Below are 20,319 nucleotides of genomic sequence, written 5' to 3'. Positions count from 1 at the left end.
CGACCCCGGCGTCGGACGACCACAGCACGTCGCCGCCGAAGCGCATTCCCGGCCACCGGGCACCCGCCTCGGCGGGCGAGAGGACGGCACTCGGGATGCCGCGGCCCTCCAGGCCCGACCGCACGGCGGCGATGTCGATGTCGCCGTGGGTCACGAGGCCGTGCAGACGAAGGAGAGACTCGCCGCCGACCGACCCGAGGGCGTCCCACCCTTGACGGGCGCGCACGAGCAGGTCGAGGTAGTGCTCCTCGTCGTAGGCGTTGTTGAAGTTGCGGGTCGCACCGTGCGATGCGCCCTCACGGTGACCGCGGGCGAATCTCTCCAGCACGACCGGTCTGAGTCCTCGACGTACGAGGGCCCAGGCCGTCGCCAACCCCATGACCCCGCCGCCCACCACGACCACGTCGACATGCTCGATCCTCATGGTGCCTCCCGGTCTCGCCTCCAGTCTCCCAGCACGGGCGGCTCCGCCTGCCGGGTAGGCTGGAGGGGTGACCATGGAGATCGAGCTCGGCCGAGGAAAGCGTGCACGTCGCGCGTACACGTTCGATGACATCGCGGTGGTGCCCTCGCGGCGCACGCGCAACCCGGAGGACGTGTCGACCGCCTGGACGATCGACGCCTTCGGGTTCGAGATCCCGGTGCTGGGCGCGCCGATGGACTCGGTCGTGAGCCCTCAGACGGCGATCATGCTCGGCCAGCTCGGCGGCCTCGGAGTGCTCGACCTCGAGGGGCTCTGGACACGCTACGAGAACCCCGAGCCGCTGCTGGCGGAGATCGCAGGTCTCGACGACACCAAGGCGACGGTCCGCATGCAGGAGCTCTACTCGGAGCCGATCAAGCCCGAGCTCATCACCCGTCGCCTCGCCGAGGTCCGCGAGGCGGGCGTCACCGTGGCCGGCTCCCTCACGCCGCAGCGCACGCAGGAGTTCTACGACACCGTCGCCGCCGCAGGTGTCGACCTGTTCGTGATCCGGGGGACCACGGTCTCTGCCGAGCACGTGTCGAGCGTTGCCGAGCCCCTGAACCTCAAGAAGTTCATCTACGACCTCGATGTGCCGGTCATCGTGGGAGGAGCTGCGACCTACACGGCAGCCCTCCACCTGATGCGCACGGGGGCTGCGGGCGTGCTCGTCGGCTTCGGCGGGGGAGCGGCCTCGACGACGCGGGCCACCCTCGGCATCCACGCCCCGATGGCGACAGCGGTCTCCGACGTCGCCGCTGCGCGCCGCGACTACCTCGACGAGTCCGGTGGGCGCTACGTGCACGTCATCGCCGACGGTGGCGTCGGCACGTCCGGCGACATCGTCAAGGCTCTCGCGATGGGCGCAGACGCCGTCATGCTCGGCGTCGCGCTCGCTCGTGCGACCGATGCGCCGGGACGCGGGTTCCACTGGGGACCTGAAGCGCATCACCCGAAGCTCCCGCGCGGGCACCGCGTCGAGGTGGGTGGCATCGGCACGCTCGAGGAGATCCTGTACGGACCGGCGCCCGTCGCCGACGGCACCGCCAACCTCATCGGCGCGCTGCGCAAGTCGATGGCGACCACCGGGTACTCCGACCTCAAGGAGTTCCAGCGGGTCGAGGTCGTGCTGGCGCCCTACGAGGCCTGAGGGTCCTGCGCGTCACCGTGACCACTCCTGCACTCTTCCCCCCGACTCTCCGCGAGGTCATGCTCAGGGGACGCTGGATCGGCATGCTCCTGCTCTGCCTCCTGGTGGCCGGGGTGTTCGCCTGGCTCGGTCAGTGGCAGCTGGAACGTGCGATCGAGACCGATCCGCCGGCCCCTGGCGCCACCGAGCAGGTGCAGCAGCTCGAGGATGTGCTCCAGCCGGGGGAGTATCTGCCGGAACCGCTCGTGGGCCAGCGGGTCCAGACCGCGGGCACCTGGGTTCCCGGCGACTTCATCGTCGTGGCGAGCCGTTTCAACGACGATGTCGAGGGGTATTGGGTCACCGGCCAGCTGCGGGTGGCCGACCGGACCTCGATCGCCGTCGCGGTCGGCTGGGCACCGGATCCGGAGTCGGCCGAGGCGGCTGTCGAAGAGCTCGAGGCTGCCGCTGACGGCTCCGAGGTCGAGATCACCGGGCGCATCATCTCGGACGAGGGCCCCAGGGTGCCTCCGCACGCCGACCCGCAGCGACTGGACCGCATGTCACCCGCCGCGCTCCTCAGCCGCTGGCACGACATCGAGGAGCTCGACGTCTACCGTCCGTACCTCGCCTCGACGACCGCGACGGCCGGGCTGGTCGACATCTCGTCCCCCGCGCCCGATGAGCTTTCTCCCGTCAACTGGCTCAACGTGTTCTATGCCGTCGAGTGGGCCATCTTCGCCGGTTTCGCGTTCTACCTCTGGTACCGACTGGCGAAGGATGCCTGGGAGCGCGAGGTCGAGGAGTTCGAAGACCGGGCCGGAGAAGGCGCAGTCGTCTGATCGGACGCGCATCCGCGCGCCCAGCGGTGCGCAATTGCGTGCTCGCGTGCGTCGGTAGTGACCTTCGTCAGGGGTGCTTCCGGCCATCCGGTGAGCGCTCGATGACGAATCGGAAAACTCCGTTGAGGATGTCCGGACCGCTCCGTATGCTCGCACCATGTGAGCACGCTGGGAGTTTCCCCTGTGTGCCGTGACAGCCCTGAGAAGTGTCGAACCCGACCGAGGAGACAGCACCGATGATGTCCGCTCCAGATGACGAGAACCGCGTGGCTCCCGTCTCGCACCGTAGAAGTCGGGGGCGCATCGGCGCTCTCGCCGTGACCTGCGTCGCCGCATTGAGCCTCGGCTCGCTGGCTGCGGTTCCCGCCACAGCCGACACCACGGGCACGGGGGTGGTGATCAACGAGGCCTACCTCTCCGGCGGCAGCGCGGGCGCGGCCTTCAAGAACAAGTTCGTCGAGCTCTACAACCCCACCTCGGCTCCGGTCACGCTCGACGGGATGTCGCTGCAGTACCGGTCCGCCACCGGGTCGGCCGCCTTCAACGGCGTCGCTCCGCTCACCGGTGTGATCCCCGCTGGCGGTTACTACCTGGTGCAGGGCAACAGCAACGGCGCGAACGGTGCGGAGCTTCCGACCCCTGATGCCGTCAGCGCTCTGACCCCGAGCGGCACCAACGGCACGCTCGCGCTCGTCGAGGGTACGGCGGCGGTGAGTCTCACTCCCGGCTCGGTCGTGGGCGTCGACGGCGTCGTCGACCTGCTCGGCTACGGCACGTCCAACACGTTCGAGGGTGCGGCGGCGACCGCACCCGCCGGCAACACCGACGTCAAGTCGCTCAACCGCACCGGCGGTGTCGACACCGACGTCAACAGTGCCGACTTCACGCTCTCCGCCGCCATCACGCCGCAGAACTCGGGCGGCGTCGACCCCGGCCCCGGCCCCGGCACCGATCCGAAGAAGGCGACGATCGCCGAGGTTCAGGGCACCACCGACGTCTCGCCGCTGAACGGCCAGACCGTGCAGGTCGAGGGCGTCGTCACGGCCGACTACCGCACCGGCGGGTACAAGGGCATCGTGATCCAGACACAGGGGTCCGGCGGCACGACCGATGCGACTCCCGGTGCGTCCGACGGTGTGTTCGTCTTCTTGAACGCGCTGACCCCGACCCTCGCGATCGGCGACCTCGTCTCGGTGACGGGTTCGGTGAGCGAGTACTTCGGCCAGACGCAGATCAACCCGGCGGCAGCCGCCGACGTCTCGGTCGTCACCGCCGGCGTCGGAGTTCCCGCCGTCACCCCGCTGCCCGCCACGGTGCAGGGCACCGACCGTGAGCAGTACGAGAACATGTACGTGGCCCCGGAAGGCACCTATCGCCTGGCTTCGAGCCACCAGCTGTTCAACTTCGGAGCGCTCTGGCTCAACGCCGGCGACGCGCTCGCGGTGAAGAGCACCGAGACCACGCGACCCGGTGATCAGGCCGCCGCGATCGCCGCAGCGAACCGCGCGAACCGCATCCTGCTGGATGACGGCTGGTCGATCCAGGTCACCAACAGCGGTCACCCGGGACAGCAGCCGTACTTCACGAAGGACACGGTGGTCCGCAACGGCGACACCGTCGACTTCGGCGACAACGGCTACGTGCTGCAGTGGGGCTTCAACGACTGGCGCCTGCAGCCGGTCGTCCCGATCGACGACTCCTCGTCCGCCGACCTCAAGGTCGGATTCACGGCGACGAACCCGCGCCCCGCACAGGCTCCGGAGGTCGGCGGCGACGTGCAGGTCGCGTCGTTCAACGTCTACAACTACTTCACGACGCTGAAGAGCGAGAACTCCAGCGCCCGCGGGGCCGCGAACGCGGCGCAGTTCGCGATCCAGAAGTCCAAGATCGTCGCGGCGATCAACGGACTGGACGCGGACATCGTGTCGCTGATGGAGATCGAGAACTCGGTGAAGCTGGGCAAGCCGATCGACACGGCCCTGAAGGATCTGGTCGCCGGACTCAACGCCGACGCCGGGAGTGACGTGTGGGGCTACGTGCCCACGCCCGCGGCCCTGAACGATGCGGCGACGACCGACTTCATCACCAACGCGATCATCTACAAGAAAGACGCCGTCAAGCGGGTCGGCGACAGCGTCACCGTCACCGATGAGTCCGTGTGGGGCAACGCCCGCGAACCGATCGCTCAGGCGTTCGACATCGACGGACGCGTGGTCACGGTGGTGGCGAACCACCTGAAGTCGAAGTCGCCGCCCGAGGGGGCAGGTGCGGAGCCGGCCGACGGTCAGGGCTTCTTCAACGCCGACCGGGTGAAGCAGGCGAACGCGATCCTCGCCTTCACCGCACAGCTGGAAGAGACGACAGGCAGCGGCGACATGCTGCTGATCGGCGACTTCAACGCCTACGGCAAGGAAGACCCGATCGACGTGTTCACCTCGAACGGGTGGAGCGACCTCGTCGCCGACAAGGCATCTGGTCAGTACACGTATTCGTTCGACGGCGAGCTCGGATCGCTCGACCACGTGATCGCGTCTCCGTCGCTCGTCTCGTCGATCACCGGCGCCGGCGTGTGGGGCATCAACTCGCCCGAGTGGAGCGACCGTGGCTATGCCTTCGGCGCGACCGAGCAGGGCACGCCCTACCGTTCCAGCGACCACGACCCGATCATCGTCGGCGTCTCCTCGGAGATCCCGCCGGTGAGCATCGACGTCGTCACGGTGAACGACTTCCACGGTCGCATCGAGGCCGACGGTGCCGCAGCGGGTGCAGCGGTGCTGGCCGGTGCGGTCAAGCAGTTCCGTGAGGCGAATCCGAACACGATCTTCGCCGGTGCCGGCGACCTGATCGGCGCCTCGACGTTCACCTCGTTCATCAACGACGACAACCCCACGATCGACGCGCTCAACGCGGCCGGCCTCGACGTCAGCGCGGCGGGCAACCACGAGTTCGATCAGGGCTGGGCCGACCTCCGCGACCGCGTGCAGGACCGCGCGGACTGGGAGTACATCTCCTCGAACGTGTTCGTCACCGAGACCGGCGAGCCCGCGCTCGCACCGGCATGGGTGAAGGAGCTCGACGGGGTGCGGGTCGGTTTCGTCGGAGCGGTCACCGAAGACCTCGATTCGCTCGTCTCGCCCGAGGGCATCAAGGACCTCGAGGTGCGCAGCATCGTCGACTCCGTGAACGCGGTGGCCGACGACCTGCGCGACGGTGACGAGTCCAACGGCGAGGCGGATGTCGTCATCCTGCTCGTGCACGAGGGTGCATCCAGCACCGCCGTCTCCAGCATCACCCCGGACTCGCCGCTCGGCGAGATCGTCTACGGGGTCGACGGCGACGTGGACGCGATCGTCTCGGCGCACACCCACCTCGCCTACAACCACGTGATCGACGGCCGCCCGGTGGTCTCCGCGGGGCAGTACGGCGAGAACCTGGGCCTGATGAACATCAAGGTCGACCCGAAGACGAAGGACCTGATCTCGATCACCAACGAGATCAAGCCCCTCACCGCTGCGGGCAAGCCGCTGTACCCAGCCGTGCCCGAGGTGCAGGCGATCGTCGACCAGGCGAAGGCCGAGGCCGATGTGCTGGGTGCGATCAAGGTCGGAGACATCACCGCCGACTTCAACCGCGCACGTCAGACGAACGGGTCGGAGAACCGCGGTGGCGAGTCCACCATCGGCAACTTCGTCGCCGACGTGCAGAAGTGGTCCACGGGCGCCGATGTGGCGATCATGAACCCGGGTGGCATCCGTGCCAACCTCACGTACGCCTCGGCGGGCGCGAACGATCCGGCGGGCAACGTCACCTACCGCGAGGCGGCGACGGTCCAGCCGTTCGCCAACACGCTGGTGACGCTGACGCTCACGGGTGCGCAGCTGAAGGGTGTTCTCGAGGAGCAGTGGCAGCCGGCCGGTTCGGCTCGTCCGTTCCTGAAGCTCGGCGTCTCGAAGGGGCTGGTCTACACCTACGACCCCGCCGCGGCGCAGGGTTCGCGGATCACCTCGATCACGCTCAACGGTGCGGCGCTCGACCCGGCTGCGAACTACACGGTCGCAGCCAACTCGTTCCTCGCGGCGGGTGGAGACAACTTCTTCACCTTCAAGGAGGGCACGGGTAAGCGCGACACCGGCAAGGTCGACCTGCAGTCCATGGTCGACTGGTTCGACGCGAACAAGACCGCGAGCCCCGACTACGCCCAGCGCGCGGTCGGCGTGGCGGTCAGCCCGGCGGATGCCGACGGCTACAGCGCCGGCGACCAGGTGACCGTGTCGCTCTCCTCGCTGGCGTTCAGCGCCGGTGAGCCGGCTCCGGGCGAGGTGACGCTGTCGCTCGGTGGCACGCAGCTCGCAGCCGGTGCGGTCGACCCCGCGGTCGTCGACACCACCGACGAGGGTGGGCGCGCCAGCCTGACCTTCACGGTCCCGTCCGGTGTCTTCGGTGAGCAGGTGCTCACGGTGGCCGTCGCCGGTACCGGAACCACGGTGCAGGTGCCGTTCACGATCGCGGGCGAAGAGGCGTTCGCCGGCACGATCGCCCTCGGCTCGTCCAAGGTGACCGCGGGCAAGAACCTCAAGGTCACCGGCGCCGGCTACGTGCCCGGCGAGACCGTGAGCATCGAACTGCGTCCGAAGAAGGGCAAGCCGGTGCAGGTCGGCACCGTCCAGGTCGGCGCAGACGGCACCTTCAGCACGTCGGTCACCGTGCCGAAGAGCGCTCCGTCCGGCAAGTACACCGTCGCCGCATCGCAGGCGGACGGGGACGCGGCGACCGCGACGGTCACCGTCAACCGGGCAGGCGGGATCATCGGTGCGATCCTCGACTGGCTCTGGGAGCTGCTGACCCGGTGGTTCTGACCGGATGACACAGGCGAAGGCCGTCGGGAGTGATCCCGGCGGCCTTCGTCGTCTCCTCGCCCGATTGTGTGTTCCAGACCACAGGCCGAGAAGTGTGTTCAAACGCACTAAGCCAAGTGTTACTTTTACGACACATAGGCGATAGTGTTTTTAAACACACAGCATGGAGGTGTCATGGAGAGTCAACCATTCCACTCAGCGCGACAGCTCGGGGCCGTTCTGAGAAGCGCGCGTCTGCGTCGAGGCTGGAGTCAGACGGAGCTTGCTGAGCGGGCGGACGTCGATAGGCCTTGGTTGGTGAAGCTGGAGACTGGGCGCCTCGACAACCCGACGCTTCGCCGGGTTCTGCATGTGGTGGAGTCTCTCGGACTGCAGCTGAACGTCCAGGAGCACGCAAAAGGCGATTCCTCGTTCGATCTCAGTGCCTTGTGGAGCGAGGAGGAGGGCGGGAGATGAACGCCGCATCCTCTGCGCAGGGCGATCTGGTCGCGTTCGTCGATGGTCAGCGCACCGGCCTGTTCACTCAGAATGCGCATGGCGCGATCAGCTTCGCGTATGACGACGATCTGTCGCCCGTGGCGACGCCACTCTCGATCTCGATGCCACTCGTGGCCGGTGCGGAGTACGGCAACCGGGTGGCACGACCGTTCCTGCAGGGGTTGCTGAGCGACAACCCCGCAACTCTGGAGGGCATCGCTGCTGCGCATCACACGAGTCCCCGGAACCCGATGGGTCTCCTCCGCCATGTCGGACGTGATACGGCCGGTGCGCTCCAGCTGTTGCCTCCGGGCGAAGCGTCCGACGACGCTGCGGCGCGCACGGGTGACGTGCATTACATCGACGACCTCGGCGAACTCGTCGCGTCCGTGGTCGATTCCGCAGGGAATTGGTCCGAGAGGTACGACGAGTTCCGTTGGAGCCTCGCCGGTGCGCAGCCGAAGCTTGCGCTGTACCGTTCAGACGACGGCCAATGGGGTGTTCCGCGGGATTCGACGCCGACCACCCACATCCTGAAGCCCGCAGCGCGTGGTGGCCGTCACGACGTCAACGAGTTTCTGACCATGAGAGCTGGGCGTCGTCTGGGGTTGCGGGTCGCCGACCACGGGCTCATGGTCACGGACCGCGGCGACTTCGTCTTCGTCGCGAAGCGCTATGACCGTGTCCAAGCCGGCGATCGGCTCCACCGACTCCATCAGGAGGATTTCGCGCAGGCACTCAGCGTCGACCCCGCGCTCAAGTACCAATCCGACGGTGGCCCCGGGCTGGAGAAGTTCGCTCGGGTGGTGCGGGCGTTCGCCCCATCCGAGCAGCGGCGCGCGGCGAACGAGCTGTTCGAAGCGCTCGTCTTCACCTGCGCCGCGGCGAACACCGATGCACATGCCAAGAATTACTCCGTCATCCATTCGGGGACGCAGATGAGGTTGGCGCCTCTCTACGACCTCGGAAGCAACGCGCTCTACCGAGGGGATCAGCCGATGCCCTCTGCGGTGTCCATCGGAGGCGAGCGCGTGATGGCACGCATTGGGATGACGCACTGGTTGAAAGCGGCCAAAACGCTCGGAGTCGAGGCGCAGGCGGCACGGGATGCCGTCGAGCGAATCCGCGGCGGGGTCTCCGCCGCCTTCGTGGCCGCGCGCGCCGACCTCCTAGCGGACGACGACGGACTGGACTACGCCGATCGGCTCGTAGAGGCCGTCGAGGAGCGCGCTCGCCATCACGGGTGGTGAACGCGTCGCCTAGGCGCTCACCGCGACGGGAGCCCAGACGAAGCCGTCGGGATCGACGGCCGCACCGAGCACGCCGTTGACGGTGATCCGATGCGAGCCCGAGCCGTCCGCCGGAACGCCCGCATCCTTGGCGAGTGACGCGTGCCGGTACAGGCCGAGGCCGATCGAGCCGGATCCGGTGTCGAACTGCACGTAGCTGCGCCCGAAGCTCTTGTCGACCGGGATGCCGCGATCTGCGTAGAAGGCCTTCGAGGCCACCACGTCCTTCGCGCCGAGCAGCAGCACGATCTCGTCCACCGTGCGACTCGGGTGAGCGGTGTCCTTCTTCGCCGAGGTGGCGACCTTCCAGATGGCACCATCGGGTGCCTGAATCGTGCCGCCGACGCCCCAGAGCGACTTCGATACGGGCTTGATCACGGTGGCCCCCGCGGCGACGGCCGCATCGACGAGCGCGTGCACGTTCGCGGGCTGCGAGACGACGAGCGACAGCGTGTAGCCGCGGAAGCCGGAGGAGGGGGCATCCGCGGCGCGGAACCGCAGGCGGTCGCCCAGGTCGAACGCCTCCGCGTAGAAGGAGCGGGCGGCGTCCACATCCGGGACGTCGAGGGTGAGGGAATCGATGGTCGTGTTCATGTCGAAGACGCTACGACCGTGACCTTCCGGCCGCTTCTCGATTCCTGACCGATGCATCGCCCTCTCCCGGACGCCGCTGCCGGATTCGTCACGATTTCCCGGCGGCTAGACTGGACGCATGCCCGAACCGAAAGTCGCCAGCTTTCCGGCGATCCGCGGTGCGCTGAAGTTCTACCAGATCGCGTCGATCATCACAGGTGTCATGCTGCTCCTGCTGTTGACCGAGATGGTGCTGAAGTACACGCCGATCCACCTCGAGCTCTTCATGGGCGGCTCCGGAGGTCCGCTCTGGTTCGCCGGCGTGCTCGCCGGTCCCGACTGCCAGTGGTGGTCGCTGTTCGCCCCCATGACGAACTCCTGCGAGATGACGTCTCTGGGTGACGGCTTCAACCTGTCGCTGTTCATCCTCGTGGCGCACGGCTGGTTCTATGTCGTGTACCTCTTCGCGTGCTTCCGCATGTGGAGCCTGATGCGCTGGCGCTTCCCGCGCTTCATCCTCCTCGCGCTCGGCGGCGTCGTGCCGCTGCTGTCGTTCTTCATGGAGGCGGTCGTCGCCCGTGAAGTCAAGACCTATCTCGCCACCAGGGAGGCCGCCGAGGCCTCCGCCCCCGCCCCGGAAGGTGTCCGTTGACCGAACAGTCCGAGACCCAGCAGCGTCCTGCGCTCGTCGTCGACTTCGGCGCGCAGTACGCGCAGCTGATCGCCCGTCGCGTCCGTGAGGCGGGTGTGTACAGCGAGATCGTGCCGCACACCGCCACAGCAGAGGAGATCGCCGCGAAGAACCCGGTCGCGATCATCCTCTCCGGCGGACCGTCGTCGGTGTACGAGGAGGGTGCCCCCAAGCTCGACCCCGCGGTCTTCGATCTCGGTGTCCCGACTCTCGGCATCTGCTACGGCTTCCAGTACATGGCCCAGACACTGGGCGGCGAGGTCGCGAACACCGGTCTGCGCGAGTACGGCGCGACGGACGCCGTCATCACGGGCGACGGCGGCACGCTGCTCGGCGGCCAGCCGGTGCAGCAGAACGTCTGGATGAGCCACGGCGACCAGGTGGCCAAGGCCCCCGACGGCTTCGAGGTGCTCGCGACGACGGAAGCGACCAAGGTCGCCGCATTCGCGAACCCCGAGCGCGGTTTCTACGGTGTGCAGTGGCACCCCGAGGTCAAGCACTCCGACCATGGCCAGCGTGTGCTGGAGAACTTCCTCCACAAGGGTGCCGGACTCGCCTCGGACTGGAACAGCGGCAACGTGATCGCCGAGCAGATCGAGCGCATCCGGGAGCAGGTGGGTGACGCCCGCGTCATCTCCGCGCTCTCCGGTGGCGTCGATTCCGCGGTCTCGACCGCTCTCGTGCACAAGGCCATCGGCGACCAGCTCACGGCCGTCTTCGTCGACCACGGGCTTCTCCGCAAGGGCGAGCGCGAGCAGGTCGAGAAGGACTACGTCGAATCCACCGGTGTGCGCCTCATCACGGTCGATGCCGCCGACACGTTCCTCGGTCACCTCCAGGGTGTGACCGACCCCGAGGAGAAGCGCAAGATCATCGGCCGCGAGTTCATCCGCGCGTTCGAGAAGGTGCAGCTCGACCTCGTCGCTGAGGCCAAGGCCTCGGGCGGTGCTCCGGTGAAGTTCCTCGTGCAGGGCACGCTCTACCCCGACGTCGTCGAGTCCGGCGGCGGTGCGGGCACCGCGAACATCAAGTCGCACCACAACGTGGGCGGTCTCCCGGACGACCTCGACTTCGAGCTGATCGAGCCGCTGCGCGCCCTGTTCAAGGACGAGGTGCGTGCGATCGGCCGCGAGCTGGGCATCCCCGAGGCCATCGTCGGACGCCAGCCGTTTCCGGGGCCCGGCCTCGGCATCAGGATCATCGGTGAGGTCACCGCTGACCGTCTCGAGATTCTGCGTGAGGCCGACGCCATCGCCCGTGAGGAGCTGACCAAGGCCGGCCTCGACCAGGAAATCTGGCAGTGCCCGGTCGTGCTCCTGGCCGACGTGCGCTCGGTGGGCGTGCAGGGTGACGGTCGCACCTACGGTCACCCGATCGTGCTGCGCCCGGTGTCGAGTGAAGACGCCATGACGGCCGACTGGACGCGCCTGCCGTACGACGTGCTGTCGAAGATCTCCAACCGCATCACGAACGGCGTCCGCGACGTCAACCGCGTCGTGCTCGACGTCACGTCGAAGCCGCCGGGGACGATCGAGTGGGAGTAGGGAGCACGATGCTCCCCGACGCGGCGCCGGCACTTCCCGACGCCGAGTATCTGGTGCTGTCCAGTCGGCTCATCCCCGGTATGGACGGCGGATACACGATCGCGACGCTGGCCCGTGCCCGCCAGCTCGCGAGCGCCGGTGTGGCCGACGGATCGGGCCCGCAGCTGCTCACGTTCGACCCAGGAACCGCGGCCGACCATGCCGCGCACCGGCAGACGTTCGTGGAGCAGGGTGCGCTCGTCGACTCCTCGCGGATGCGCAACCTGTTCGACGAGGCCACGGCTTCCGGCGGGGGAGCGGCCGATTGGCTGCGGACAGCCGCCGATCCCGCGGTGAGCGCCGATCCCGATGTGGAGTACCGGGTGCTCACGGATGCCGAGGGGCGACCGTTCGCGGCGCTGCCGGTGATCCCGGGCAACCCGGACTGGCATCTGAGCGAGGAGCCCGTGCTCGTCTACGACGCCGCGGGCCAGGTGACGGGAGCGCTGCACGGCTTCCGCGGCCTCTATCGAGCCTGGCTCGACCACGTGACCGCGGCCTTCGGCGACCGTCGGATCATCGTGATCTGCGAGTCCAGGCAGCTCGGCGAGCTCATCGCGGACTGGTCCGACCCGCGCGTGCGCATCCTGCACACGATCCACACCATGCACGTGGAGGCGCCGTACACGCCTGATGCCCCGATGAACACGCTCTGGACACGGTGGTTCCGGCTGGCCGACCGGTTCGACGCCGTGATCTGGCCGACCGCCACGCAGCGCGATGACGTCGTGTCGCGCTTCGGTGCATCGGCACGGCACGTCCTGGTGCCGAACCCCATCGCTCCGGTCGACCGTAGCGACGACCTGCGCGAGGAGGGCCTCGTGGTCGTGCTGGGGCGCCTCGCCGCCGGAAAACGCGTCGATCAGGCGATCCGCGCCTTCCTCGCGGCCGACGTACCTGGCACCCGCATGGAGATCTGGGGCGGCGGCCCGGAGGAGGAACGGCTGCGCGCGTTGATCGCGGAGCTCGATGCGGGAGGTCGTGTGCTCCTCGCCGGCTACACGGATTCACCGGGAACCGTTCTCGATCGAGCCGCGATGATCGTCACCGCGACCGCCTTCGAGGGACAGCCGCTGTCGATCGTCGAGGCGCTCCTGCACGGTGCCCCGGTGGTGTCCTACGACGCCCGGTACGGTATCCGCGATGTCCTGGAACAGGGCGGCGGCGTTCTGGTCCCGAGCGGTGACGTCGAGGCGCTGGGACAGGCGATCCGCGCACTGCTCACAGACCCCGATCGACTTGCGGCTCTGAGCGCCGAAGCCCCGTCGGTCGCGGCCGCGTGGAGCCCGCAGCGCTCGCTCGACGCCCTCACGGCAGTGATCGCCGAAGCCGCCGCGCGCCCGTCCCGTCGCGCCTGACTTCCCGAGACCAGAGCTTCTCCGTCGCTCGGACAGAATTTCTCGGAGAGAATTCCGGAACGATGTCGATCCGCGGCGTTCCCGTTCGACGTCCTAGATGAGAGGGTCGAGAGACGGCCCATCGAACAAGGAGAACACCATGAAGTTCATGCTCATCATGCGCGCGACCGACGAGGCTGTGGAGGCGTACAAGGAGATGCCCTTCGACCAGGTCATCGAGGCCATGGGCAAGTACAACGAATCCATGATCAAGGCCGGTGTGCTCGTGGCCGGTGAGGGACTGACCGACGCAGCCGAGGGCTTCGTCGTCGACTTCAGCGCCGAGAAGCCGCTGATCACCGACGGCCCCTACGGCGAGACCAAAGAGCTCTTCAACGGCTTCTGGATCATCGAGGTCCCCACGCGCGAAGAGGCAGCGGAGTGGGCGAGCCGTGCTCCTCTCGGACGAGGGTCGTACCTCGAGGTGCGTCGCGTGACCGGCGTCGAGGACTTCCCCGCCGACAACGAGTGGATCCAGAAGGAAGCGGGCTGGCGCGAGGACGCAGAGCAGCGCGCGCAGCAGTGACGGACGAGCAGCGATGACGCCTCCCGTGCACAGCGAGACGGCGCGCTCGGCACCCGATCCCGGGTCGGCGGAGCGCGCCGTCGCCGCGGTGTGGCGCATCGAGTCGGCGCGTATCGTCGGCGCGCTCACCCGGATGGTGGGTGACTTCGGGCTCGCGGAGGACCTGGCCCAGGAAGCGTTGATCGATGCGTTGCAGCAGTGGCCGGTCGAGGGTGTTCCGCGTAACGCCGGGGCATGGTTGACGGCGGTCGCGAAGCGCAAGGCCATCGACCGGTGGCGCCGCCAGGAACGACTCGACGACAGGGTGGCCCTACTCGCGCATGACCTGGAGCGGGAACAGGCGGAGGGCGGCGACCTGCTGTGGGATCCGGATGCCGTGGATGACGACGTGCTGCGACTGATCTTCATCTCCTGCCACCCGGTCCTCGCCAAGGAGGCTCAGGTCGCTCTGACGCTGCGTGTCGTCGGCGGGCTGTCGAGTGAGGAGATCGCCCGTGCGTTCCTGGTGCCGACGGCGACCGTGCAGCAGCGCATCGTCCGCGCGAAGAAGACGCTCGCCGCCGCGAACGCTCCGTTCGAAGTGCCGCCCCGTGAGGAGCGGGCTCAGCGCATCGGTGCGATCCTCGGGGTGCTGTATCTGATCTTCAACGAGGCGCACGCCGCGAGCAGTGGGCCTGAATGGATGCGTCCTGAGCTGAGCGACGAGGCCATCCGCCTCGGCCGGGTGCTCGCCGCTCTCATGCCGCAGGAACCCGAGGCGCACGGTCTGCTGTCCCTGATGGAGCTCACGGCGGCCCGGTTCGCCGCGCGGGTGGACAGACATGGAGACCCCGTGCTGCTGGCCGATCAGGATCGCAGGCGCTGGGACCGGGGTCGTATCGCGCGGGGTCGGGCTTCTCTCGCCACCGCCGATGCGCTCGGCCGCGGCCGGGGGACGTATTGCCTGCAGGCGGCGATCGCGGAGTGTCATGCCGTGGCGGCGTCGGTCGACGAGACGGACTGGGATCGGATCGTCCTGCTGTACGAGGCGCTGGGCCGCATCTCCCCGTCACCGGTGGTGGAGCTCAATCGAGCGGCGGCCGTCGCGATGGCAACCGGCCCTGCGTCCGCGCTGCGCATCATCGACGAGCTGGCGAGTTCCGGGGCGCTGCGCGGCTACCATCTACTGCCGGCCACTCGGGGAGAGCTGCTGCGTCGACTCGGTCGCGAGGAGGAGGCCCGCAGCGAGTTCGCCACCGCGGCGGCGCTCGCCGGCAACGATCGGGAGCGCGCACTGCTGGAGCGCAAGGCGCAGGGCGCACAGAAATGACCCGCCCCCTTCGGTAGCGTGATGCTGCCGAAGGGGGCGGGCGTCTGGATCCGGGGGATCGTCAGTCGTTGACCTTCTGGCCACGGCCGGCGATCAGGCCGTAGATCAGCAGGACGATGATCGAGCCGCCGATGGCGAGGAGCCACGTGCCCAGGTCCCAGAACTCGGTCAGCGGACGGTTGAGGATCAGGCTGCCGAGCCAGCCGCCGAGCAGCGCACCCACGACGCCGAGAAGCAGCGTGATGAACCAGCCGCCGCCCTGCTTGCCGGGAAGGATCAGCTTGGCGATGGCACCGGCGATGAGGCCGAGAAGAAGAAAGCCGAGAAAACTCATGGTCAGCTCCTGTGATCGGGAGCCCCGGGGTGCCGGGGCTTCTTGTCCACAAGCCTGCCGAAATCCGGTTCCGAGTGCCAACCCCTTGCGCGCGCACCCCCGGATATGCCAAGAGGCCCGACTCCCTCGTGGGAGACGGGCCTCTGCGACTGTGGCGACGTGGTCGCGTCAGTTGTTGCCGCGGGCGATCGCGATGATGCGCAGGATCTCGACGTAGAGCCACACGACAGTGACCATGATGCCGAAGGCGCCGAGCCAGCCGTACTTGCGGGGAGCGCCGTTGCGGACGCCCTGCTGGATCTGATCGAAGTCGAGCACCAGCGAGTACGCGGCCATGATCACGACGAGGACGCCGATGATGAGGCCGAGCGGGATGCCGAAGATCTCCTGGCTGAACAGACCGAACGCGTTGGTGTTCACGCCCGTCCACATGAGGACGAGGTTCAGAAGCGAGAAGACCAGGTAGCCGATCATCGCGATCATGAAGATCTTGGTGGCCTTCTTCGAGGCGCGGATCTTGCCGCTCGCGAAGAGCGCGAGGGTCACACCGACGACCGAGATCGTCGCGAGCGTCGCCTGGAACACGATGCCGGGCCACTGCACCTCGAAGAACGCCGAGATGCCGCCGATGAAGAGACCCTCGAAGGCCGCGTAGGCGAAGATGAGCGCGGGGCGCACCTTCTTGCGCGACGTGAACGTGATGACCATGGCGAGCACGAAGCCGCCGAGGGCTCCGATGGCCCACGGCAGCACGTTGACGGCAGCGGGGTTGTACGGGTTGTAGCGGGGGACGTCGAGTCCGCCGAGCGTCAGCACCCAGCCGATCGCGGCGGTGACGAGCAGGATGCCGAACAGGCCGGCGGTCTTCCAGACGGTGTCCTCGACCGACATGCGGTCGGTCTCGATGGCGCCGGCGGGCGGTGCCGCGTACATGCCCTCGAGCTGTGCGTTGGCCGCAGCGTCCATCGCCCCGTGCTGGAGCGAGGCGCTCTGCGCGCCCTGGGCAGCCTGAGGTCCGCCCGGGTACGTCGCGACGTTGCGCGGGTCCTGCTGCTGGAAAGCAGGGTTGTTGAAAGCGAAGTTGCTCATTGGTGGGCCTCACTCCAAAGGGGGGTAGTAGGTCTCTTTCCTCCACGATACTCGGCAGGGGGCGCCGCCGGGGTGTTCTACGCTGAGAGCGTGCCCAGGAATTCCCCCCTCGTCATCGGGCACCGCGGTGCGCCCGGCTACCGTCCGGAGCACAGCCGCTCCTCCTACGAGCTCGCCCTCGCCATGGGGGTGGATGCGGTCGAACCCGACGTCGTGGCGACGAAGGACGGTGTGCTCATCGTGCGTCACGAGAACGAGATCTCGGGCACGACCGATGTGGCGGACCATCCGGAGTTCGCCGACCGCAAGACGACCAAACGCGTCGACGGAAACGCGCTGACCGGCTGGTTCACCGAGGACTTCACCTGGGCGGAGCTGTCCACCCTGCGTATCCGGGAGCGTCTGCCGGAGGTGCGGGCCTCGAGCGCGAGTTTCGACGGCGCTCAGCAGATCCTGCGACTGCGCGACGTGCTCGACATCGTGCGTGAGGGTTCGGTGGAGCACGGACGCGAGATCGGCGTGGTGCTCGAGGTCAAGCACGCCACGTACTTCGCGAGCATCGGCCTTGAGCTCGCCCCGCTCATCGACCTCGAGCTGCGCGACGCCGGATGGGCCGAGGGCGAGCTGCCCCTGGTGATCGAGTGCTTCGAATCGACCGTGCTCGGGCAGCTGCGAGAGCGCGGGATCTCGGCCTCGTACATCTATCTGATCGAGGCGTCGGGGCGTCCCTACGACCTGCTGGTGGCGGAGGGCAAGCGTGCTCTCACCTACAAGGAGACGGTCGCGCCGAAGGGGCTCGACGCTCTGGTCGGCCGGGTCGACGGCATCAGCGTGAGCAAGAAGATGCTGCTCGACCGCGGCAACACGATCGTCGCGGATGCGCACGCGCGCGGACTTCAGGTCTTCACGTGGACATGCCGACCGGAGAACGCCTTCCTCGCCGCGGAGTTCCGAGGACCGGGCGGCCGCGGGGAGTTCGGCGACTACGAGGCGGAGTGGGGCGTCCTCGCCCGTCAGGGCATCGACGGGGTGTTCGTGGACCACCCGGATCTGGGCGTCGCCTTCTTCCGCGGCTGAGTCGTCCCCGACCGCGTCAGAGCGGGCCGAGCACGCTCTTCACATCGTCGTCGAGCGTCAGCGTGCGCAGCGGTTCGAGGATCTCCCGTTCCTCGAACCGGAAGTGCGATTCCATGATCGCCGCGATCCCGTCGAGGTGCGCGCCGATCGTCGCCGAGTCATCTCCGCGCTCGGCCGCACTGCGCAGCGAGGCGAGCAGGTGGGCGAGCATCGAGTGATCCTGCATGAGCTTGTCGATGACTCCGCCGAGCTCGGGATGTTCGGCGCGCAGGGAGGGGAAGAGCTGCCGGTCCTCGGCGCCGTGGTGACCGTCGAGGGCGGCGCAGAAGCCGATGCAGTAGAGCACGAGCTCCGACGTCGCATCCGGCAAGTCCGCACCCCGGGCGAGCGCGTCGCGCGTGGCAGCGAGGGCGGCACGCAGGCGGGAATGCGCCGACCGTAGCTCCTGATCCCAGGCGATCAGGCGGGCGGCATCCATCGCGCCAGTGTAGATCGGTTCAGTGCAGGAGGCATCCCGTTCAGAGTGTGCGGTCGAAGGCACCGCGCCGCGTGGAGACGATCTCCTTGCCCAGCGGCATGAGGGAGACGGGGACCATCTTGAAGTCGGCGATGCCCATCGGGATGCCGATGATCGTGATGCACAGCAGGATGCCCGAGACGATGTGGCCGATCGCGAGCCACCAGCCGGCGAGGATCACCCAGAGCACGTTGCCGAGGAACGATCCGACCCCGGCGGTCGGCTTGCTGATGACCTCTCGTCCGAAGGGCCAGATCGCGTAGGCGGCGATGCGGAACGAGGCGATCGCCCACGGGATCGTGATGATCGGGATGCACAGCAGGATGCCGGCCAGGACGTACCCGAGGAACAGGGCCCATCCGGCCAGGATGACCCAGATGATGTTGAGGATCGTGCGCATGAGCCGATTGTGTCACCACCCACCCGCCGGGACTGAGCATCCGCCCGGAGGTCCCGGTCGAGACCATGTGCGGATGCCAGACTGACCGCATGACCGGAATCGTTGTGCAAGACGTCAGCAGAGCATTCGGGACGGTGCAGGCGGTGAAGGGGGCCACTCTTCAGGCGGAGCCGGGGCGCGTGACCGGCCTCGTTGGTCCGAACGGTGCGGGCAAGACGACGCTGCTCCTGATGCTCGCCTCCCTGCTCGCTCCCGACGCGGGGACGATCAGCATCGGCGGTGTCGACCCGTCGGTCGACCCGCTCGCCGCGCGACGTCTGCTCGGCTGGATGCCGGACGCGCTCGGCGCCTGGCCGTCGCTCACAGCTCGCGAGACCATCGTCACGACCTCCCGTCTGTACGGGATCGAGAAGCCCGATGCCGAGGTCCGCGCCCAGCAGCTGCTCGCCCTCGTCGGTCTGGCTGACCTCGCTGACTCCCCGGCCAAGGTGCTCTCCCGTGGCCAGAAGCAGAAGCTCGGACTCGCGCGTGCCCTCGTGCACGATCCGCAGGTCCTTCTCCTCGATGAGCCGGCCTCCGGTCTCGACCCCGAAGCGCGGGTGCAGTTGCGCGTGCTGCTGCGCGGCCTTGCCGCCGAGGGGCGCACCGTGCTGATCTCCAGCCACATCCTCTCCGAGCTGGACGAGGTCGTCGACGACGCGGTGTTCCTCGTCGCCGGCTCCGTCGTCGACGCTGCGCCGGCACAGCGCGTGATGCGGGCCTGGCGGGTGCGTCTCGCCGGCGCGACGGAGGAGCGGACGAAGGCCGACGCATGGCAGGTGGCATCGACCCTCGGCATTGCGCCCGAATCGCTCGGACAGGATCGCGGTGCAGTGCTCGTCCGCCTGGAAGGGGAGGGGGCTGCGGCGCAGGCACTGCGGCACCTCGTCGAGGCGGGACTCCCGGTCGTCGAGTTCGCGCCGGCGCAGAGCCAGCTGGAGCACACCTTCCTGAACCTGCAACAGGCGTCACCGCCCCCAGCACCCACCGGAACGGAGGCGGGCGCATGAGCCTCGCGAACATCGGCATCATCGCCCGACTGGAACTGACCCAGCGGCTGCGCAGCGTCGGGTGGTACGTGCTGCTCGGCGTCTTCGCTCTGGTACTGCTCGGCGTCACGGCTCTGTCTTTCGCCGTGTACTCGTGGGGCGACGCGATCGGCGCCGGCGTGTACTCGATCGTGGTCCACGTCGTCCTGCTGCTGGTCGTGCTCGTCTCGCCGACGCTCAGCGGCAACGCGATCAACGGCGATCGGGATGCCGCCACCCTCGCCGCGGTGCAGGTGACCGCCGCATCGACCGGTGACATCATGCTGGGCAAGCTCGTCGCTGCGGTCGCCACCGGCGGTGCCTTCCTGGTCGTGGCGGTTCCGTTCCTCGGGCTCTCCCTGCTCGGCGGAGGCACCAACCCCGTCGTGCTGCTCGTCTCCCTGCTCGTGCTCGCCGCCGAGATCATCGTCGTCGCCGCGATCGGCGTGGGCCTGAGCGGTCTCATCGCGCGCCCGCTGTTCTCGGTGGCGACGACGTATCTCGTGGTCGCCGCCCTCGTGTTCGGAACGCTGATCGCGTTCGGACTCGGCGGCATGGCGGTGCGCGGCGAGGCCACCGTCTACTCCCGCCCGTACGACGCGAACGGCAACCCCGAATGCGATCGCTGGGAGGTGAACAGCATGCAGGAGGTGCCGCGATTCGATCTGGTCTGGTGGACCCTGTCGGCGAACCCCTTCGT

General features: G+C 68.2%; 19 protein-coding genes. 13 read left to right on the top strand and 6 right to left on the bottom strand.

Annotation, left to right across the window (positions count from 1 at the left end; genetic code table 11):
• A partial coding sequence (locus DSP71_RS16805) for an FAD-dependent oxidoreductase (RefSeq protein ID WP_113681644.1) occupies positions 1-424 on the bottom strand: 424 nt, incomplete at its 3' end.
• A gap of 73 nt (positions 425-497) precedes the next feature.
• Here DSP71_RS16805 and DSP71_RS16800 point away from each other — a divergent pair.
• The 5 genes from DSP71_RS16800 to DSP71_RS16780 all read left to right on the top strand — a co-directional run bounded on the left by DSP71_RS16800 (position 498) and on the right by DSP71_RS16780 (position 9,017).
• Positions 498-1,613 (top strand): GuaB3 family IMP dehydrogenase-related protein, encoded by a 1,116-nt coding sequence (locus DSP71_RS16800; RefSeq protein WP_046748792.1) that lies wholly within the window; start codon positions 498-500, stop codon positions 1,611-1,613.
• A gap of 59 nt (positions 1,614-1,672) precedes the next feature.
• Positions 1,673-2,434: an SURF1 family protein gene (locus tag DSP71_RS16795; RefSeq protein ID WP_046749044.1), complete on the top strand. Its 762-nt coding sequence runs from the start codon at positions 1,673-1,675 to the stop codon at positions 2,432-2,434.
• Between the two features lie 236 nt (positions 2,435-2,670).
• On the top strand, positions 2,671-7,290 hold the full coding sequence (locus DSP71_RS16790; protein ID WP_061018584.1) for an ExeM/NucH family extracellular endonuclease: 4,620 nt from the start codon (positions 2,671-2,673) through the stop codon (positions 7,288-7,290).
• Between the two features lie 174 nt (positions 7,291-7,464).
• Positions 7,465-7,746, top strand: a complete 282-nt coding sequence (locus tag DSP71_RS24685; protein WP_058632649.1) for a helix-turn-helix domain-containing protein — start codon at positions 7,465-7,467, stop codon at positions 7,744-7,746.
• On the top strand, positions 7,743-9,017 hold the full coding sequence (locus tag DSP71_RS16780; RefSeq protein ID WP_113681643.1) for a HipA domain-containing protein: 1,275 nt from the start codon (positions 7,743-7,745) through the stop codon (positions 9,015-9,017). The genes DSP71_RS24685 and DSP71_RS16780 overlap by 4 nt, the downstream gene beginning before the upstream one ends.
• 9 nt (positions 9,018-9,026) lie before the next feature.
• Here the strand turns inward: DSP71_RS16780 and DSP71_RS16775 are convergent, their stop codons facing one another.
• Positions 9,027-9,650 (bottom strand): glyoxalase, encoded by a 624-nt coding sequence (locus DSP71_RS16775; RefSeq protein WP_061018615.1) that lies wholly within the window; start codon positions 9,648-9,650, stop codon positions 9,027-9,029.
• 118 nt (positions 9,651-9,768) lie between these two features.
• On the opposite strand from DSP71_RS16775, the gene DSP71_RS16770 reads away from it, so the two are divergent.
• From DSP71_RS16770 to DSP71_RS16750, 5 genes are all read left to right on the top strand, one after another.
• Positions 9,769-10,281, top strand: a complete 513-nt coding sequence (locus DSP71_RS16770) for a DUF3817 domain-containing protein (RefSeq protein WP_021198891.1) — start codon at positions 9,769-9,771, stop codon at positions 10,279-10,281.
• Positions 10,278-11,864 (top strand): glutamine-hydrolyzing GMP synthase, encoded by a 1,587-nt coding sequence (gene guaA / locus DSP71_RS16765; RefSeq protein ID WP_058632651.1) that lies wholly within the window; start codon positions 10,278-10,280, stop codon positions 11,862-11,864. Before DSP71_RS16770 ends, guaA begins: the two co-directional genes overlap by 4 nt.
• Before the next feature lie 8 nt (positions 11,865-11,872).
• The gene (locus DSP71_RS16760) at positions 11,873-13,261 is read left to right on the top strand and encodes a glycosyltransferase (protein WP_113681642.1); all 1,389 of its coding nucleotides are present in this window, start codon (positions 11,873-11,875) and stop codon (positions 13,259-13,261) included.
• Between the two features lie 139 nt (positions 13,262-13,400).
• A complete protein-coding gene (locus DSP71_RS16755) occupies positions 13,401-13,826 on the top strand; it encodes a YciI family protein (RefSeq protein WP_058632653.1) in 426 nt (141 codons plus the stop codon).
• A 13-nt stretch (positions 13,827-13,839) separates the two neighbouring features.
• The gene (locus DSP71_RS16750) at positions 13,840-15,135 is read left to right on the top strand and encodes an RNA polymerase sigma factor (protein WP_061018580.1); all 1,296 of its coding nucleotides are present in this window, start codon (positions 13,840-13,842) and stop codon (positions 15,133-15,135) included.
• Between the two features lie 61 nt (positions 15,136-15,196).
• Here DSP71_RS16750 and DSP71_RS16745 read toward each other — a convergent pair whose 3' ends face one another.
• Positions 15,197-15,469 (bottom strand): GlsB/YeaQ/YmgE family stress response membrane protein, encoded by a 273-nt coding sequence (locus DSP71_RS16745; RefSeq protein WP_045263759.1) that lies wholly within the window; start codon positions 15,467-15,469, stop codon positions 15,197-15,199.
• A gap of 168 nt (positions 15,470-15,637) precedes the next feature.
• Entirely contained in the window at positions 15,638-16,558 is a 921-nt protein-coding gene (locus tag DSP71_RS16740; protein WP_046748800.1) for a Bax inhibitor-1/YccA family protein, read from the bottom strand.
• 90 nt (positions 16,559-16,648) lie between these two features.
• On the opposite strand from DSP71_RS16740, the gene DSP71_RS16735 reads away from it, so the two are divergent.
• Positions 16,649-17,635, top strand: a complete 987-nt coding sequence (locus tag DSP71_RS16735; protein ID WP_061018613.1) for a glycerophosphodiester phosphodiesterase family protein — start codon at positions 16,649-16,651, stop codon at positions 17,633-17,635.
• Between the two features lie 16 nt (positions 17,636-17,651).
• On the opposite strand, the gene DSP71_RS16730 is transcribed toward DSP71_RS16735, so the two are convergent.
• Both DSP71_RS16730 and DSP71_RS16725 read right to left on the bottom strand, forming a co-directional pair.
• Positions 17,652-18,113, bottom strand: a complete 462-nt coding sequence (locus DSP71_RS16730; RefSeq protein WP_113681641.1) for a hemerythrin domain-containing protein — start codon at positions 18,111-18,113, stop codon at positions 17,652-17,654.
• A gap of 40 nt (positions 18,114-18,153) precedes the next feature.
• Positions 18,154-18,552 carry a YccF domain-containing protein gene (locus DSP71_RS16725; RefSeq protein ID WP_046748802.1) on the bottom strand — a complete coding sequence of 133 codons (399 nt, stop codon included), beginning with the start codon at positions 18,550-18,552 and terminating at the stop codon, positions 18,154-18,156.
• An 89-nt stretch (positions 18,553-18,641) separates the two neighbouring features.
• Between DSP71_RS16725 and DSP71_RS16720 the strand changes: the two genes are divergently transcribed.
• Both DSP71_RS16720 and DSP71_RS16715 read left to right on the top strand, forming a co-directional pair.
• Positions 18,642-19,601 (top strand): ABC transporter ATP-binding protein, encoded by a 960-nt coding sequence (locus DSP71_RS16720; RefSeq protein ID WP_113681640.1) that lies wholly within the window; start codon positions 18,642-18,644, stop codon positions 19,599-19,601.
• A partial coding sequence (locus DSP71_RS16715; protein ID WP_258546508.1) for an ABC transporter permease occupies positions 19,598-20,319 on the top strand: 722 nt, incomplete at its 3' end. The genes DSP71_RS16720 and DSP71_RS16715, both read left to right, overlap by 4 nt.

The sequence above is a fragment of the Microbacterium sp. H6 genome, from assembly GCF_003314775.1.
GTDB classification, from domain to species: Bacteria; Actinomycetota; Actinomycetes; order Actinomycetales; family Microbacteriaceae; genus Microbacterium; species Microbacterium oxydans.
This window is presented reverse-complemented; position numbering and strand designations above follow the sequence as displayed.